General features: G+C 51.4%; 16 protein-coding genes. 8 read left to right on the forward strand and 8 right to left on the reverse strand.

Translation table 11 applies throughout. From position 1 onward, the window contains the following. Nucleotides 1–40 precede the first annotated feature (40 nt). The 3 genes from WOA58_RS16380 to WOA58_RS16390 all read left to right on the forward strand — a co-directional run bounded on the left by WOA58_RS16380 (nucleotide 41) and on the right by WOA58_RS16390 (nucleotide 3,645). The gene (locus WOA58_RS16380) at nucleotides 41–403 is read left to right on the forward strand and encodes a helix-turn-helix transcriptional regulator (RefSeq protein ID WP_340605355.1); all 363 of its coding nucleotides are present in this window, start codon (nucleotides 41–43) and stop codon (nucleotides 401–403) included. Between the two features lie 751 nt (nucleotides 404–1,154). Beyond that, the gene (locus WOA58_RS16385) at nucleotides 1,155–2,216 is read left to right on the forward strand and encodes a polysaccharide deacetylase family protein (protein WP_340605356.1); all 1,062 of its coding nucleotides are present in this window, start codon (nucleotides 1,155–1,157) and stop codon (nucleotides 2,214–2,216) included. A gap of 1,303 nt (nucleotides 2,217–3,519) precedes the next feature. Further along, nucleotides 3,520–3,645, forward strand: a complete 126-nt coding sequence (locus WOA58_RS16390) for a hypothetical protein (protein WP_340605357.1) — start codon at nucleotides 3,520–3,522, stop codon at nucleotides 3,643–3,645. Between the two features lie 614 nt (nucleotides 3,646–4,259). On the opposite strand, the gene WOA58_RS16395 is transcribed toward WOA58_RS16390, so the two are convergent. Continuing rightward, entirely contained in the window at nucleotides 4,260–4,466 is a 207-nt protein-coding gene (locus WOA58_RS16395; RefSeq protein WP_340605358.1) for a hypothetical protein, read from the reverse strand. Nucleotides 4,467–4,696: 230 nt separating this feature from the next. Further along, entirely contained in the window at nucleotides 4,697–4,909 is a 213-nt protein-coding gene (locus tag WOA58_RS16400) for a hypothetical protein (RefSeq protein WP_340605359.1), read from the reverse strand. A gap of 209 nt (nucleotides 4,910–5,118) precedes the next feature. On the opposite strand from WOA58_RS16400, the gene WOA58_RS16405 reads away from it, so the two are divergent. Both WOA58_RS16405 and WOA58_RS16410 read left to right on the forward strand, forming a co-directional pair. Then, nucleotides 5,119–5,370, forward strand: a complete 252-nt coding sequence (locus WOA58_RS16405) for a helix-turn-helix domain-containing protein (protein ID WP_340605360.1) — start codon at nucleotides 5,119–5,121, stop codon at nucleotides 5,368–5,370. Nucleotides 5,371–6,242: 872 nt separating this feature from the next. Next, complete coding sequence (locus WOA58_RS16410) at nucleotides 6,243–6,605, forward strand: PadR family transcriptional regulator (protein ID WP_340605361.1); 363 nt, start codon at nucleotides 6,243–6,245, stop codon at nucleotides 6,603–6,605. 357 nt (nucleotides 6,606–6,962) lie between these two features. Here WOA58_RS16410 and WOA58_RS16415 read toward each other — a convergent pair whose 3' ends face one another. Both WOA58_RS16415 and WOA58_RS16420 read right to left on the reverse strand, forming a co-directional pair. Beyond that, nucleotides 6,963–7,382 (reverse strand): TRAM domain-containing protein, encoded by a 420-nt coding sequence (locus WOA58_RS16415; RefSeq protein ID WP_340605362.1) that lies wholly within the window; start codon nucleotides 7,380–7,382, stop codon nucleotides 6,963–6,965. 357 nt (nucleotides 7,383–7,739) lie between these two features. Further along, the gene (locus WOA58_RS16420; RefSeq protein ID WP_340605363.1) at nucleotides 7,740–8,090 is read right to left on the reverse strand and encodes a hypothetical protein; all 351 of its coding nucleotides are present in this window, start codon (nucleotides 8,088–8,090) and stop codon (nucleotides 7,740–7,742) included. Nucleotides 8,091–8,394: 304 nt separating this feature from the next. Here WOA58_RS16420 and WOA58_RS16425 point away from each other — a divergent pair, with 304 nt between their 5' ends. Further along, nucleotides 8,395–10,311 (forward strand): archaea-specific SMC-related protein, encoded by a 1,917-nt coding sequence (locus WOA58_RS16425; RefSeq protein ID WP_340605364.1) that lies wholly within the window; start codon nucleotides 8,395–8,397, stop codon nucleotides 10,309–10,311. A gap of 28 nt (nucleotides 10,312–10,339) precedes the next feature. On the opposite strand, the gene WOA58_RS16430 is transcribed toward WOA58_RS16425, so the two are convergent. The 3 genes from WOA58_RS16430 to WOA58_RS16440 form a co-directional block, all read right to left on the reverse strand. Then, a complete protein-coding gene (locus WOA58_RS16430) occupies nucleotides 10,340–10,645 on the reverse strand; it encodes a hypothetical protein (RefSeq protein WP_340605365.1) in 306 nt (101 codons plus the stop codon). 226 nt (nucleotides 10,646–10,871) lie between these two features. Next, on the reverse strand, nucleotides 10,872–12,152 hold the full coding sequence (locus WOA58_RS16435) for a Cdc6/Cdc18 family protein (RefSeq protein ID WP_340605366.1): 1,281 nt from the start codon (nucleotides 12,150–12,152) through the stop codon (nucleotides 10,872–10,874). Between the two features lie 1,090 nt (nucleotides 12,153–13,242). Next, nucleotides 13,243–13,734, reverse strand: a complete 492-nt coding sequence (locus WOA58_RS16440) for a DUF7342 family protein (protein WP_340605367.1) — start codon at nucleotides 13,732–13,734, stop codon at nucleotides 13,243–13,245. Nucleotides 13,735–14,164: 430 nt separating this feature from the next. Here WOA58_RS16440 and WOA58_RS16445 point away from each other — a divergent pair, with 430 nt between their 5' ends. Then, nucleotides 14,165–15,067, forward strand: a complete 903-nt coding sequence (locus tag WOA58_RS16445) for a ParA family protein (RefSeq protein ID WP_340605368.1) — start codon at nucleotides 14,165–14,167, stop codon at nucleotides 15,065–15,067. Next, nucleotides 15,064–15,522: a hypothetical protein gene (locus tag WOA58_RS16450; RefSeq protein WP_340605369.1), complete on the forward strand. Its 459-nt coding sequence runs from the start codon at nucleotides 15,064–15,066 to the stop codon at nucleotides 15,520–15,522. The genes WOA58_RS16445 and WOA58_RS16450 overlap by 4 nt, the downstream gene beginning before the upstream one ends. A 518-nt stretch (nucleotides 15,523–16,040) precedes the next feature. Here WOA58_RS16450 and WOA58_RS16455 read toward each other — a convergent pair. Next, nucleotides 16,041–16,787 (reverse strand): tyrosine-type recombinase/integrase (locus WOA58_RS16455; protein WP_340605370.1); only part of this gene is annotated, 747 nt, incomplete at its 5' end.

Here is a 16,787-nt window from a genome sequence, read left to right on the forward strand (position 1 = left end):
CTAAGTAGTTATTGAGAGTGACCGACTCGGCCGAGATGAAATGTCAGAGACACAATCGACACCCGACGAAGAGGTGCGTACTGTACATGACTTAACCGCATTCCAGCAGACTATCCTCACTGTCCTCAGCGAGAACCCACAGTACGGCCTCGCGATCAAAAGCGAACTCGAGGACTACTACGAAAGCGAGGTCAATCACGGTCGGCTCTACCCCAACCTTAACGAGTTGGTTGAACGCAATCTGATTGCAAAAAGTGAACTCGACAAGCGCACTAACCAGTACGAACTCATTGATGAGGGCTATGACCTCCTACTCGGCGAACTCAACTGGAAGTTATCAAAGATCATGACTATCGAGGAGCGCGCAGACGATATCACTCAGCTGTTCGATAACGCCGCGTAAACAGTTGGCTGCTGTATAGTCAACTCTATTGTAGACGTTTGCGGAGCTCGACTGGATTCCCAGCTCCTGGACTCGATCATACGTACCATATGGTTGGTCTAGCTGTTGGCTTGACAATCGAGAAATGGATATTTCTTAGACGATAATAGAAATATAGGATTCAATTGTATATTTGAAATATTTGCCTTATTAAGTCCATTATTTACTGTATTTTTATAGATGTATGTAGATGTTCATAATATAATAGCAACTGATGACATGATCCAATCGACGGCGAATCACCAATGACGCTCGCGGGTTGTTTGATCGGAATGATCTCTTTGAGGAGGTCGCCTACAAGAACTTCATTGAGCAGACTGAGAAGACCGACGACATTAGAAAGGCTGAATCGGCTCCCCGTCCTGATTTCGACTAATCCAGTTTCCGCTTTGGGGCCGGTCTACTCCTATCTCTGTCTACGTAGGCACAGACACTGAAGCATCTACCAACAGATTACGACAGTTTCGTTCTTAGATATGGCAACGGTGATTCAGTTTAATTCTGTAAATGTCTTCCATTGAGATAGAAGACGAATCGAGACATACTCATACCTACCCAACGGCTGTTTCAGTGGAAGAAATGTCGGACCAATAGTATTTTATCAGAGGCAGATTTCTTAGGTTTTAATCTACGTCTAGTCTATTCATATTATCTGTAGTCCCCTACTGACTATTATACTGACATTTATACGTGCGTCTTCTGATCATTACGTGTGGGACGATCGTCACACTCTAGGAGAGGCTTCCTTCATATTGGAGCAATCGGAATCGGGGGAATAGCCGGTTGTATCGGCAATACAAATTCGGATACAGATCAATCACAGGACTACAACGACACCGACGGGGGTACATCTTCTGAGGGTAGTGAAAGCGAAGACGAATCCAAGGCAACTGGACCCCAAGAAATTCCAGACAATGGTGCAATCGTTTTCGTCTATGATGATGGACCAATAGAAGACTATACACAAGCGCTACCAGCTCATCAAGCGTTCGACGCACCGGCAACTACTGGGATCGTCACTGAATGGATTGGTCGGGAAGATTTCCAAGGAAATGATTGGATGGATATCAGCCATTTAGAGGAACTCGTCGATGCTGGCTGGGAGATTTGCTCTCATACCGTTGATCATACAGCTGTCGGAACGTTCGAAGTAGTTGAAGATGTGACTGCGGCCGACACTCGAGTTTATCCAGACGAGATCCGTCATGGATATTGGGAACCACGCCGTCTCGAAATTACTGACGGATCTCAGGCAGTCACACGAACTGTTCGTGGATGGGATGAAGATCACAAAGGACGGTATATTGATCTCGATGAACCACTTGGAAAGTCATTTGCTGCTGGTGAAACTGTAACGCGCTATCCTGAGGAGGAAATGTGGAAGGCGATAGTCGAATCGAAACAGAAACTCGAGAATCTCGGTTTCCAGATCGATACGTTCCTCGCGCCCTACGATAATTTCGATGAGTATTCCTTGGAATTCGCGAAAAAGCACTACGAGGGGGTCGCAAATGCCAATCATGGCTCACGCATCAATGAGCCTGACGAATTCGACCCCTTTCAGACAAAACGAGACTATTTTATCGAATTCACGACTCCAGAGGCTGTCAAAGAAGATCTCGACATAATCGCTGACAAAGGAGCGTTAGGAGTAATTGGCGCACATACATTCAAGGATGAAGTTACTGAAGAGAGGATCTACGAAACTCTAGAGTGGATTGAAGACCGCGAAATAGATGTCGTGACACTACGAGAGGCCTGTCAATATCAATGAGCAGCAGTCTACAATGATTAGTAAGGACGATCTACACTATCTAAATCCGCGTTCATCTCTATGCGAATAGCTTCTATCCTGTCGAAGCGGTCAACCAAGCAATCGCAGTAGTGCTCGAACGCAGCGATCTCGTTGAACAGGACAATGGGTACGCTCCTGCTAAGTCAGACACATTCACTATTCAATAGATATTCAAGCATCGTTATCTGCCTTGTACAACAACGAGCAACCCTATAGCGGCGGGTGGTGCACAAAGGATAATAAGAACACCGGTGTATCTAAGGACTACATTGCTGGTAAGTTGGCTTAGAGAAGTTGCGCCAAGTTATCACATGATTATTTTTGACAATAGAGAGTGGTAGAAATCATATCCGATTCGGAGCTTAAGAGAGCTTGAAGTGGTGGCTTTATCAATTCATTTGAATATTGATTCTGCTCGGAGGACGTGATGGCAGTTCGAAGACTGGCAATGACGGCAGTAAGAGGCCGTAGTATCAATATCTACAACGACGCGGGTAAAGCGGCCTCTGATGACGACTGTATCGACATCGTCTCGAGTTGTGATGACGTCTGTAGCGAGTCGTCTACCACTGTCGTCGAAATGGGATATCATACTCATAAGTGGTCAGCTTACAGTCGAGCACTCGATCCAAGAGTGCCGACAGGATGTCCGTAAGAGTTCATCGAGATGCATGCGCTTAATCTGTCTGCTTCCAGCAAGGTATGCGGCTTGAGTAGCACTACTCTTGCAGACTTCACTAAGCGGATGATTCACTCTCGACTACTCTATCACAGCTCATAGGACACCCGCTTGCTCATCAACACAATTCGACTAAGTGATGTGAACCCATGCCGTAATTGCCGGCGAGGCACCGATTACTAGATGAAACCACCGTCGGCCCACGTTTCATCAGGCCGCTTTTCGCGCTAACATCTTCGCTTAAAGTGACATTAGCGACAAGACTATCAATGTATTTCTTGATAATGAGACATCGTAGTCCACAGTTCCGATGATGAGCTTATGATACTCCTTGATCCCGTACAAAAGCGACTGCTTGCGTTGATGAGGTGTGTCGATAGCGAAGATTCACTGTATCATGAATGTCGTCACTGTGGAGCGACGTTTGATGGGAAACCAGATGAGTGTCCCCAATGCGATGCCGAATCGTTTGCTAGTTACCATCCATCAACATTTCACTAGTAACATAGCAGAACTAATTCTTGATCAAGTATTACTCCCAGTTGTCAGCGAAAACGATGCAGAGCAAACGCATCGTCGAACTAGAGGGGAGAATCTAACCCCATGAACGACGCCGGCGGCGAACAGACGATGCTAGCCGCCGCGGGCCAGGATTCCGACCCTGAGCCGGAACCTGAGCCTGAGCTTCCCGTGTGGGAACGCCAGCGGCGCGAACTCTTGGGGAAGTGACACGGCTACTTGAGATTCGTGAAATAGTCAAAAATAGATCGGTGATTCGTCCCGCGCGACAATTCCCGACCTCGCCGCTGTCTAGTGATTACACTCATAACAAATAGGACACATATTCAAATCTCCTATCGATTCGCGCCTCGAAAACCTATCCTAAGCGGATAGGTCGTACGTGATGCAACGGGCGACTTGTGGGGACAGATCGCCAATGGGCGTTACAAATTCACATGGCTTAGCTCATGGGGACATTGCCCGCTCACAAGGAGCAAGTCCCCATTTGCAGGACTCCACAACCACGCTTACGAGCGTGGTGACAGGTGCCGGGGCGCGGATGGGGTTCCGGCGATAATAACTCGATTTCTGGACATAATAAAATCTGGGGTTGTAGCAGAAGGGGCGACAGGACCGGTCTATTCGCCGACCTTGTACGAGTCCCTAAGACAGGACGCGCCTGTGGTGGGGGTCAGGCGACCGCGTCGCGACCAAATGCGGCCCTCTGGCGACAAGGCGCGGTTCTTTACTCGAGCGGTGCGGTGTCGGTGTTGATCAATTCGACGACGTGAGGCGGCACGAGGACCGCCTCGCCACTCTCGGCGTCGATGTATTGCAATCACCTATCTCGGAAGATATTCGGACACGAGCGCGTAGCCGTCGACGTCGGGGCGGGCTTCGTCGACGAAATAGATCGTGTGTTCGCGGTCGGCCCCGGTCGGCTCCGAGTAGCCGCCGGGCCCATAGGCGTCGGGATCCAGGGCGACATGGCGGATCGCGTGAGCCGGTTCAGTGTGCAAGCTCGCGTCACCACTCAGTCGGATCGTCATTCATCGGCCGCATTCGGTGAGATCGAGCGCATCGACGTTGACGAAGGCGTCCGGGTCGTCCTGACGGAAGTGAACCCGGTGAGTCATAGACCGACACCTCCGAGTGCGAGAGCGGTCGTGAGTGCGCCCACAAGCGCCGCGAGCACGAACCGGAGTAACACGGCGGATCGTCTCCAAGTGGCGCTGGCGGCGACGACGGCGCGCGTGTGCGTCGAGAGAGTCGGCGGACATCAGAGTCCACCCCAAGCCGAGCACTCCTCATTGTGGGCCTCGCTTCGGAGGTCGTGCTCGCGCATGGCCTCGCATCCGCATTCACACCGGAAGTACGTCGCGGACTCGCCGCGGATGAGCGCCTGCGATTCGGGTTCGACGTGGCGCATGATCGTGGGTTTATCGGTGGCCGATTCGACAGTCGTTTGGGTCGCGGATTCGTGGATCGACATGGGTTGTTGGGCTGAAACAACCCGGCCCGCGTGGTCCTAACACGCGGGCATTCCTTCCGATTCGGAACGCCCCGAGGGGCCGGCTTGTCTCGTTTAGGCCCACGAGGGACAAGGCCATAAAAGTGTCTAATACCCTATTCAGGTATGATTTTACAGGGGTTATGTCCTACATAGGTATAGTTATGTAGGTGGCCCACGTAGGTCAATTCATGAGCGAGGACACCGACGGGAAGCCCGGCCCGAAGCCGAAGGTCACGCCGCCCGACGTGCTCAAGTTGTTTGAGGAGCGGGAGGACCGCGCCGAGCCGCTGACGGCGAGCGAGGTAGCCGACGCGCTCAACTGCTCACGTCGAACAGTCGGGCGCAAGTTCGAGCAGCTGCTTGAGCAGGGCGACGTCGACTCGAAGAAGGTCGGCGGGCGCTCGCGCGTCTACTGGGTCCCTATCCGGCCGGGCGAGTAAGCGTCCGCGACCGCGCCTAAACGCGCGTCAGCCGTGAGCCAGACGCACGGCTGACATAACACTTTGTCACATCCGATCTTCAGGTCTGGCATGGGCCGGGATATGGAACGGATCACTGTCACACTCAGTGAGACACAAAAGACGCGTTTAGACGAGTTATGCGGAGAGGACGTTTCCGAGACGGTTCAGAGCTTGTCGAATCCCCTTTTCGGCGCGCTTGGCGATGAATTCACCCTCTGGTTTGCCAAGATCTCGATCACGATAGGCTAGGTGAGCGATCCCAATTGCGTCCGCTACACCAATTTCAAGTGCTAGGTCGCCTGGATCACCCCTATCACCTAGTTCGTGTATCTCCAGGGATTTTTCAATTTGCTCAGGGGGGATTCGCGCAGGAGCAATGAAAAGTCCATAATACGCGTATGAAAGGACCACAGAGTAGAGTGATCTTCAGGTACGTCACGAACGGAGTGAGGAGGGTGTCGAGGAGCTATCTGCAAACGAGGATAATAGGTGGTATCTTGGAATCGGACTCTTTGGGAAAGGGCCAGTCTTATTTGATAGTTCTCTCTATGGCTAATCCTCCAATCTCAAGAGCTCTCAACCGAGATGCACCTCTGGAATCTTCGTCCGCTAATCGAACCACTGCCACCTATCGACTTACACTCGCCAGAACCAACAGAGACGTTGTAAATAGATCAACGTAGCGCTCATGAATCCTCTGTGTAAATGAAACCGGTAAGGAGACAGAAGTTCCTCAACCCACCCAAAACTAGCCACTTATCAGTTATAAATATGTTCTACCGATAATTCCACCATCCGAAATGCGATCGATACCCGAACAATTATTGAGGATAATCATCTCGCTCAATGAGATGTCAGAGACACAATCGATATCCGACGGAGAGGGGCGTACCGCTTGTGATTTGACCGCATTTCAGCAGAGTATCCTCACTGTCCTGAGCGAGAACTCACGGTACGGCCTCGCAATCAAAAGCGAGCTTGAGGAGTACTACGGCAATGAGGTTAACCACGGCCGGCTCTACCCAAACCTCGATGAGCTCGTCGAGCGTGATCTGATCGCAAAAAGCAAACGCGACAAACGCACTAACGAGTACGAGCTCACTAACGATGGCTATGAGCTTCTGCTCGGCGAACTCAACTGGGAGTTTTCGAAGGTCGTGACTGGCGAGGAGCGCGCAGACGATATCATCCAGCTGCTCGACAACGCTACGTAGACAGTTGACTGCTGTACAACCAACTCTCTTATAGACGTTCGCAGAGCTTGATTGAACAAATAGTAGTTCTCGAAGCCAGTCGCCAACAAGGAAACGATCACTCAATCGAGATAAAAAGTCTACAAAGGTTCACCAAGAGCGATTAGATGCGGTCGCGCTGGCAGTCGTTAATCGTTTCAACCAGCGTGGTTGCGCCACTACCGTTGTTACCCAAACCCACTCAGTAGGAGAGATGGTGCGAGCAGCCGATCTCATTTAAGTGCTTCTCGCGATAAGGGATGAAGAAAGCGGGATTCTGTGGATACTTTCTAATCCGTTAGTGGCGCCACTCTGACCACCACGACGGTAGAAAGCTTCCTACTCGTGGTCCTCATAGCGTTCAATGACGTCAGCGAAGGCTACAGTGTCTGCGACACTCATGATCTCGATCTCGACGCGTTCGTGTGGATCGGTATCGGGGACGATAATTACGTAGCCTCGCTCGACTCGTGCGATCCCATCTCCTTGGTCACCGATCGTTTCGATCTCGACGGTCCGATGATCACCCTCAGCAACAGGTGGGTCGGATTCGACTGTTGCTTGCGTCGATTCTTCAGCGGCGTCAGGATTTGAGTCTGGCTGGGTTCGAGCCTGCGGAATCATAGCGATGCGATACGAACGGTCCGGCTCGAGGTCTCCAAGTTCGACCTCGCGTTCGGGAATCTCGATCGTATACGAGCCATCCCGGTGATCAATCTCACTACTAAACAAGCACAGAAGGTTATCTGAGAATTCCATCTGGGATACTCAGTTAATGAGACAGTCTTCAATGGGCATGAGAGTACTGGTACCAGTTGCTATACCCGTAATGTCCACACTATCTAGTCAATGAGCAGGGTAGCAGCAGGAACGTATGTCGTCAAATATACAGCAGATGAATTTCAACTAACAACGGATTTCAAATGAAGGAGTGTGAACGGTGTGGGAAAGCGTTCCTAACGGATCGAGCAGCGAACGGACACAAGGCGGTCTGTCCCAGGAATCCGGATCGTGTTGTTCCTGACGACTGGGCGCCTGACACGCACGGTCGCTGGGGGAACGATACCAAATAGATTCCTGTAGGTAATTTCAATCCATCAATTGGAGATAGCCGAGTCAGACCGTATCACTGCCAGATGCTTTGCCGAGATATTCTCGCCAAACCGGATCTTCGTCACGATAAGCCCGATATTTGTAGAGCCCAGGTTTCTCGCCGCTACTCATACATGAGCAACTCTCATTATCACAGGTATGGTACTTGAGATACACAGCGCCGCTTGATTCATTCTCAAGAACGCGGGCCTCCTCGGGCAGTTCGTCTTCGGTAACTGGCTCGCCTCGACGCTGTTCGCGAGCGGCAAGCAACTTATCAACGTATTCTTCGACCTCCCGAAGTGTCTCGTTATCTTGTTTAGGGAGTCCGTCAGCAAGGTAGTCCGGGAGCGATGAAGGTGCAGTTGGGGCCATTCTACCTTGTGCAAGGATCCACGTCTGACAATATAACAGTGTTGTACAAAGGAACTGGAATAGTCGCTATCTTCAGAGGGGATACCAAAATAAAAATCCGAAGTTCCAGCAAGCGAGGGCGAGCAGAACGGTGTACGTGCATAGCCTCTCGCCAATAAGGACCACACTGAGGACGCTTCTAATCGAGGTTACCTAGTAGTTTGAGTAAAGATGTCTCCTAGCAAAAAGGGCATTCAGCTGAATTCACCGGAGTACAGGTATCTGAAGGCTTATTGAAGACCGACCTCAAAAGAATGACTACACAATGCCTTCGCTTCAAAATATGACCGCTGACGTCAAGGTAGAGAATATCGGTGGTATCGATGCTACCTCAGTCGAGTTCACTCCTGGTGTTACGATCCTTGCGGGACGAAACGCGACCAATCGAACCTCGTTTCTTCGATCACTAATGGCTGCCCTTGGTAGTGACCGAGCATCGCTCAAAGGTGACGCCGACCACGGCTCGGTTTCGCTTGCGTTCGATGAGGAGACCTATACTCGCGAACTGACACGCACGAATAGTGGTGTCGCGTTCGCCGGTGACCCATACCTCGACGATTCACAGCTGGCCGAGCTATTCGCGTTCTTGCTTGAGTCCAATCCGGCTCGACGCGCCGTCGTCCGCAATGACGATCTCCGAGAGCTCATTCTCCGACCGGTTGATGTCGACGCAATCGAAGCCCGAATTAGCCAATTCCAAGCTGAAAAGCGCAGTATCGACAATCAGCTCTCGGAGCTGTCCGAAGCCGAGCGTGAACACCGTTCACTAGAAGAAGAGCACGCACGCGTCACAAAGCAGCTCGAGGACGCCGAAGCCGACCTCGAAAGCGCGCGTGAGACACTACAAACGGCCCAGCAACTCGATTCAGAGAGTTCGGACTCGGAGCAACTCAACGAGTTGCAGGAGACCCAGTCCCAGCTTGAGGACGTCACCTATGACCTTGAGACCGAGCGGGAAAGCGTTTCTTCGCTTGAAGACGAGCACGCCGAGATCGAAGCGGAGCTTGAGGACCTCCCGACGGTTGATGAGGGCGAACTCGACGATCTAGCCAGCGAGATCGAACAGATTCGGGGTCGGAAACGCGAACTCGATGAGATCATCTCCCAGCTCCAGACGGTTATTCAGTTCAACGAGCAGATTACCGACGATGGGGTCACTGATCTTCTCGGCGACGAAGCGGCGGCTCAAACGAAAGCAGATGGTAGCTCAGTGACTGATCAGTTGGTCGCAGATCAATCAAACGAGGTCACCTGCTGGACGTGTGGCTCGGAAGTCGACACTGATCAGATTGAATCGACGGTCTCGCGTCTCCAAGACCTTCGCCAAGAGAAAGTCCAGCGGCGCAACGAAATTAACCGAGAACTCGAAGAGATCAAAGCTCGGCGCAAGGACCACGCCGCAACGAGGGACGAACGGACCGAGCTTGAACGGGCGCTCGAAACAACCAAATCAGAACTGGCGGATCGAACCGATCGAATTGCCGAGCTCGAATCACAGCGGGAGGACCTTCTCGAAGAGATCGAGGACTTAGAGTCGGCCGTTGAAGCTGACGAGGACGACGAGGAGCTTCTGGCGGCCCAAAAAGAGGTAACTCAACTCGAACTCAAGCGAGACCGACTCGAACGTCAGCGCGACGCGCTTAAGGACGATATCAAGGAGCTTGAATCGCGGCTTGAGGAGCGCGAGCAACTCGAGGCTCGCCGTGAAGAGATCAACGAAGAGCTCGACGAGCTTCGAACACGCATCGAGCGTATCGAACGCGAGGCAATCGAGGCGTTCAACGAGCATATGGAGACCGTCGTTGAGCTCCTCGATTACGGGAACCTCGCGCGGATTTGGCTCGAATACCGACATGCGGAGGGCAAGGACGACGCGAGCTTTGAGCTCCATGTGACACGCCAGACGGACGATGGGACGACCTACGAGGATTCGGTCGAGCACCTCAGCGAGAGCGAGCGCGAAGTAACCGGACTGGTGCTCGCACTGGCAGGTTATCTCGTCCACGACGTCCACGAGGAGATGCCGTTCATCCTGCTGGATTCATTGGAAGCGATCGATTCTGAACGCATTGCACAGCTGGTCGAGTATCTCGAGGAGTATGCCTCCTATATCGTGGCTGCACTACTGCCTGAGGACGCGAACGCTCTTAACGACGACTATCAACGGATTACAGAGATCTAGCGACTACGGTGGGATGGAGAATGTATGATCAGCGGCATTCCCAGTCAACGCTCGCAGTGGTTGCAAGCTCCTCAACCAGGGTCTCGATAAGCGGGACTGAGTCGGTCGCCATGTCGAGATCAGGTGAGATGTCGAATACCTCCACAGTAACCGTTTGAGCGTCTTCTAACCGGCCATTGTCGACTTCGAAATCGAAGATCGTACGGCTGTAGATGACGATCGTCCGTTCTGCAGACACCTCCAAATGTTCGATCCCCACCCTATCGAACGCTGCGAGTACATCAACAGTATCACTAAATCGATAACGAACTGCTGGCTGCTCCTTCTCTCTCATTACGTTGAGTAATACAGCTCGCCACTATAGAGGATTGCGACCACAAGATATCACGGTCGATAACAGGCACCTATCGTTTGTCGCCGAATTTCGTCGTACACTATCTTGCGAACGACATCTTTCACGGGATGACGTGTACGCTCGATTGTCAGCCATCCCCCTGGTAGAAACTGCTACCTTTGAGTGGGAATCACTATCTATGGCCTCTAACAGCGGTTTTCCTGAGTTAATTGTCGATCCCGCGAACGTCGATGTCCAGCCATTCAAGATTGCGGTCAGCAAAAGCGTCCTCTACTTTATCTGGATCAACATCGTCGCTAAACTCATGTTCATTCCACTGACCACCACCAACGCCCTTGTTGTGGTCAATAGTATTCACAAACCCAAACATCACGAGTTTAGAAAGATGATTGAACATACCACGTTGGGTAAGAGGATCCTTGCCTGTAGTATCGTAAGTGTGGACGACTCGAGCATATGCAGTATGAATCGTGCGAGTACGAGCTGGTGTAAGGCCCGCCTGTTCGAGATGGGCGAGGGCCTTGAGGATATACAGCTTCTCATCATCTTGATCAACGATCGATTCGACGATATTGCCATATTCTAGGTCCTTGTCGCCCTGGCGAATGTGAGCTTCCTCAATCTGTTCGGATCCGTTCTCCTCGGCGATTTCCGCGGAGCGTCGAAGGAGGCGAATCGCTCGTCGAGCACTTCCCGAAGCTTCCTGGTACGCAAGTGCTGCACAAAGAGAGATCGTTTCATAGTTGTACGCCTCATCGTAGAGTGCCAACTCAGCACGAGCATGAAGAATGTCTAGAAGTTCCTGGGCGTTGTAGGCTGGGAACTTGATTTCGGTCTCACAAAGACTGTCCTTCACTTTAGGAGAGAGGTTCTTTCGGAATGTATAGTCGTTACTGATACCAATAACACCGACACGTACGTCATCGACATAGCCAATATCACGAGATCGGGGGAGCTCATAGAGAAGTGTGTCATCGTTTCCGATTTTATCAACTTCGTCTAAAATCACAAGAACAGTCCCTGTTAAGCTATCGAGCTCTTCATACATGATATCGTAGACGTCCTGAGGGGCGTAACCGGTGCCAGTAATCCGATTACCTTTGTCACGAAGTCGATTCACGATACCGACTGCAACTTGGTAGGAGGATGTTTTGTGATCGCCTGTGGTGAAGTTCTCACAGTTGATCCAGACAACATTGAGGGTGATCTGCTCATCTTCAGCAAGTTGTTCGTTCTTACGCTCAATATCTCGCTCAAGGTTTTCTCGGAGGTACTTTGTGGCAGCTGTTTTCCCGACTCCAGTGTCACCGTACAGGAATGCATTCTGTGGAGGGCGGCCCTTGTATATCGGCTTGAAAACGCTGGTGTACTGCTGGAGAACATCGTCTCGGCAAAGGATCTGTTCCGGTGTGTAATCCTCTTCCAGTACCTCGGCATTCTTGATGAGTTCCACATCATCAGCAAAGATCGAGTTAACGTCGTCCACGATGAGAAGAGGTGACGTACTCCACCACAATAGTCTTTCCTGAGTTTCATGGGTTTCCGGAGTTCCATAGAATCCCCCACCCTCACACAGCGGTTTTCCTGAGTTACGGCTCAATTCTCTCTGGTAGCGTGAACCAGCTTAGTATATAAGCAAGAGACAGAATGAGAACAGGTTATTCGGGAAACCTGCTGTCAGATACCGTGCTGTCTAGTGGTTTCTCTCTTCGCTGATACCAGCAACTACTACTACTACCACTAGAACTATAATAGCTAGTAGTAGTACCGTACACTCGAGATGAAATGAGAAGTTGTCTCTCGTAGTCAACTCAAGAAAACTGCTGTGTGAGGTGGTTCTCGCTCTCTCTTCACCTCCCCTTCGTGTGGATAACTCAGGAAAACCGCTGTGTGAGTGTTGGGATTCCTGGCTCCGTCGATTATCCATCCAGCGGACCTCTCTCGCTTTTTGGCCTCCGAGAATCGTTGTCCAATACACTCGAGCCTCCCCTTCACATTCTCTATGTCGTGAAAATCGGCTCACTGATCAATGTTCATTCGCTTCAATATGTCTGCAGGAAGCTCTCTCGAACTGATGATCCTCTAGTCTTGAGATACGCAAATAGGGTCAGTTACCGGTATAGGGGTGCTGCAACTGACGGAATGATTTCGACAAAGAGTTGATCGAGTACGTCCCATAGGATTCGAGGCGGCGTAGTAGCCTCAACAGTGGCCGCCTGGTACACTGGCTTATCGAGCCCCGGATGATCATACTGGAAATGCATCTCTCCATATTCTGGATGATCATCATCCTGATGCCAGCCACAGTGGAACTGGATATTTGGATCGGCGTAGTCAATCCGAAATTCATCCGGAGATGGGTGTTGTGTCCACTTGACCGTGATTGTCGGGTCCTCAGACCCGATCGGTGAATCAAGCCGGTCAGGACGTACGTAGGCCTCTAGATAGCGCTTGTCAGCACTCGAAGGGCGATAGTAAACTCGGTTACTGTCTATTTGAGGAACTCGTTGGAGTACATCTTTGAGAGATGAATAGATGTTCCCGTGATAGTTAGGACCTGGAGGCATATACTATAGCTATGCTACTACTTGTCGATCATCTGGAAATCGATCATAGAGCTTCAGAGCATCTTCAATGATATCGAGACGCGTTTCGACGTGGTCCCATTCGATTGCGATATCACGGCGCCGTTCAGCTTCTGCTTGATCAACAGTAGTGATCGTAGCACGGAGCGCATTTGGAGTTGAAACGTCGTACGCTGCCTCCCAGGACTCTATTTGGGTGCGAATTTCATTGAGAGACTGCGCTAACTCATCTACAGAGTGAGCCTCATAGACTTCTCGTACCTCTTCGAGATACTGTGTAACATGATCTGGCGAGTAGAGCGTCCGTTCTCCATTCTCAAGCCGTCTCAGTTGACGCTCATCAGCAAGCTTCTCGAGATATTTTCTGGCAGTTGCTGGTGAGACCTCCGCCTCGTCAGCGACCCAATGTGCGGTCTGGGGTTCGCTCAGCGATTCTGCGACCCACTGGACACGATCAGCAGCGGGTTGATCCGTCCAAGTCATTGTCTCTTACTACAGACTCTACCACCAAATAATTGGCGCACACTGGATACTATTGATTATCGCCTTGTGCAACAATGACCAGAGAAGATGACTCTAGTTGCACAAGGTTGTGATCTAGACATCCACAGCTGTGCACGAAAAGGCGGCTGTTGAATAGGTCGCGTAGAATTTGAAAGGGCTGCTACAACCATACGTTACAAACGCCTATTTCAAATGGCCATTGCAAACGCCATACCCGCTATAATTGTCTGTCTTAAGCCTTCTATCCTCCAAATAGCAAAGTAGAATGTTCGTGATTCCACGATATTACTACAAACGCTTGTTACAAACACTTGCTTCAAACGAATGGTGCAAACGTTACTATCACATGTTGGCTTGATTTGCATTGTCTGACGAAAGCTTATGGTTCAAGCGCTCTCTGATTTGCTCAATGCTCTCATATGCAGTATACAGCGAAGCCGGGGGCGTAGGGAAGACAACACTTAGCGCGAACCTAGCCGTCGCACACGCCCGAGCAGGATTAGACGTTCTCGTGATCCCCTTAGATCCACAAGATGGTGATTTGAGCTATCTATTCGACGTAGATCAGGACCGGGCAGATAGTGAGACTGATACACTGGTTCATCATCTCGTCAACCGTGAGAAGGGGGATTTCCTGGATTTGATACAGACCGTTGAGCACGGTGTCGATATCATTCCAGAACACAATCGACTCGAGGATCTTGGTGAGGCGCTCCGAAAAGAGCAGGAGGCACGAAGCGACTTCGGTGAATCATTCCCGATGTGGACACAGCTACAGCGAGTGCTACGGGAAGCAAACGTTCACCAGCAGTATGACGTCTTGATTGTTGATCCACCGGCGAGCTCGGGTCCACAACTATACAATGCCTTAGATGCCACTCGGAACCTAGTTCTCCCACTTGAGCCGTCTGGGAAGGGCCAAGCGTCGGTCAGTGGCTTGGACGACTTAGTTACGAACCTCGAAGAACAGTTAGAGATCAACATTGGCGTCCTCGCCGCAGTCCCGAATCGAGTGAAAGGGACTCGAGATCAAGATGCAATTATCGAGGAGATCCAGTCACAGGGCTTTGATGTCCCAGTGATCTTCCGTGATCGAACCTCCCTGTTAGAAGGGTGCTGGCGCAAGAAATGCAGCGCCTTTACCTATATCGATACCCATCGCGATCGCCAGCGTGACTATGAACTTGAGACATTGGCTCAGTTCGATCAACTCGCTCGTCATCTCGAAGCGCAAGGAAACGTCGATGCACCAAATCCTCCTGAACCAGGTCGTCTAGATCACGAACGTGGAACCAAGGAGGTCCAAGTATGACTGGCCTGAAATCGGGCTCGGGTGACGATCTATGGGGTGATGAACCAGCCGACGAGGACGAAAAGGAGACAACGACTTCCGAATCTGAGTCTGAGTCTGAACCCACGTCGGCTACTGAAGACCAGCTGAACGAAACGAGACCTCCGTCAGCTGAATCTCCTTCGCATGGTGAGGATAGAGATCTAGGACCGGTGGAACAGAAACAGCCCTACATCGTTCGGCGAGCAATTCAGGATAAGTCAGTGCAGTTTGAACGAGACGAGCGGCTGACTTTTTTTGTTCACGATGACGTGATCGAGGGCGAGCGCCAACTCCTTACGGACGTTGAAACTGCCTTCGGGCGGGATGTCCCCAAATTCGATGTTCGTGAAGCAGTATACCGGGCTGCACTACAGAACCAAGAGGACGTCCTCAACGAACTCATAGAAATGGGGTACTCACCTAGTACGGAGTAACGGGAGTTTTGTGAACTACCTCGGGGTTGACCCCAGGCATTGGCCTAATTCCTGTAGAGAACACAGCTACCAGGCGCTTTCGGCCGAGATAACTAGTCTTCACTCTGATCTAGCATCTCACTCGCGCGTTTGGCCCCCTCAGTCGCATTGATATGTGAATAGTGGTCTTTGGTTGTTTCGAGACTCTGATGGCGCATTAAGTCCTGCGTAGTCCCACGATCCATTCGATAGAACGTATCGTCAATCCCACGGCGAGCACCATGGAGTTGGAGATAGCCGGGACCCTCCGGTGGAGTCGGTATATTGAGCTCTGCGGCCTCACAGAGTCGTTTCATCACGCTTCGGGCACCCGTTGTCGTGATCGCGGGTGGCGTGATCTGGTATTCCCGCAGCACCTCCTCGATTGAATTCTCCTCGAGAATCGCTTCTATCGACTCTTCATCCTCATTCTCTACTTCGCGAAGACGGGTGCGAGCGCACTCGTAAAGTGATGGTGCGTGTCTCGTCGGAAAAACGGGTCAGTCATCCGATGGTGGATCGCTGATCGTCCGATAGCGTTCGACCGCGGGAATCGCCTGCTCGAGAAGCCACGCTGACTGGCGTTGCTGGTTCTTTCCAAGTACAGAGATCGTCTGCTCCTCGAGGTCGACGTCACGCCAGCGAATGCCCTGACGACCGGTGCGGTTGTCGTGTTCGGAACGGAATATCTCAGAGCCACGAACGCCGGTAAACGCCAGTACAGCGACGAGGGCTCGATCGCGTGCTTCTATCTCGGCGTCGAGACCTTTCTCGTCGATAGCATCATGAGCTCGTTTGTTGACGTAATTGAGAATCTGCTCTCGTTGATCTGGGGTCCAGAACTGCTGTTGGGACTGTTGTGTTGTGGATCGGTCAGGCATCGACTCCTGAGCGAGCCCGGATCGTGCGTAGTTCTCTTGGAGATAGCCCCATTTAGAAGCCCACCTGAGGAAGGCAGAGATCGTGTTATAATAGGTCCAGGCAGTTGAGCGAGCTATTCCTCCATCCGTTGCTTCGGCTTCGTTTGCGGCGACACGTCGACGAAGGTGTTCGGCGTAGTGAGCGAGAACGGTTTCATCGAGCTGTTCGAAGCTCTCGATGTCCCGTTGCTCAAGCCAGTTGATCCAGCGCGTTATCACGCGCTTCGCGTTGCGCCGGTAGTTGCCTGAGTCGTCGCCTTTGGCTTTGGCCTCGAGGAACTGTGTAAGCCCTTCCTGGAGTGTTGGAGGGTCTTCTGTGGTGGTTGA

The organism is Halalkalicoccus tibetensis, assembly GCF_037996645.1.
GTDB classification, from domain to species: Archaea; Halobacteriota; Halobacteria; order Halobacteriales; family Halalkalicoccaceae; genus Halalkalicoccus; species Halalkalicoccus tibetensis.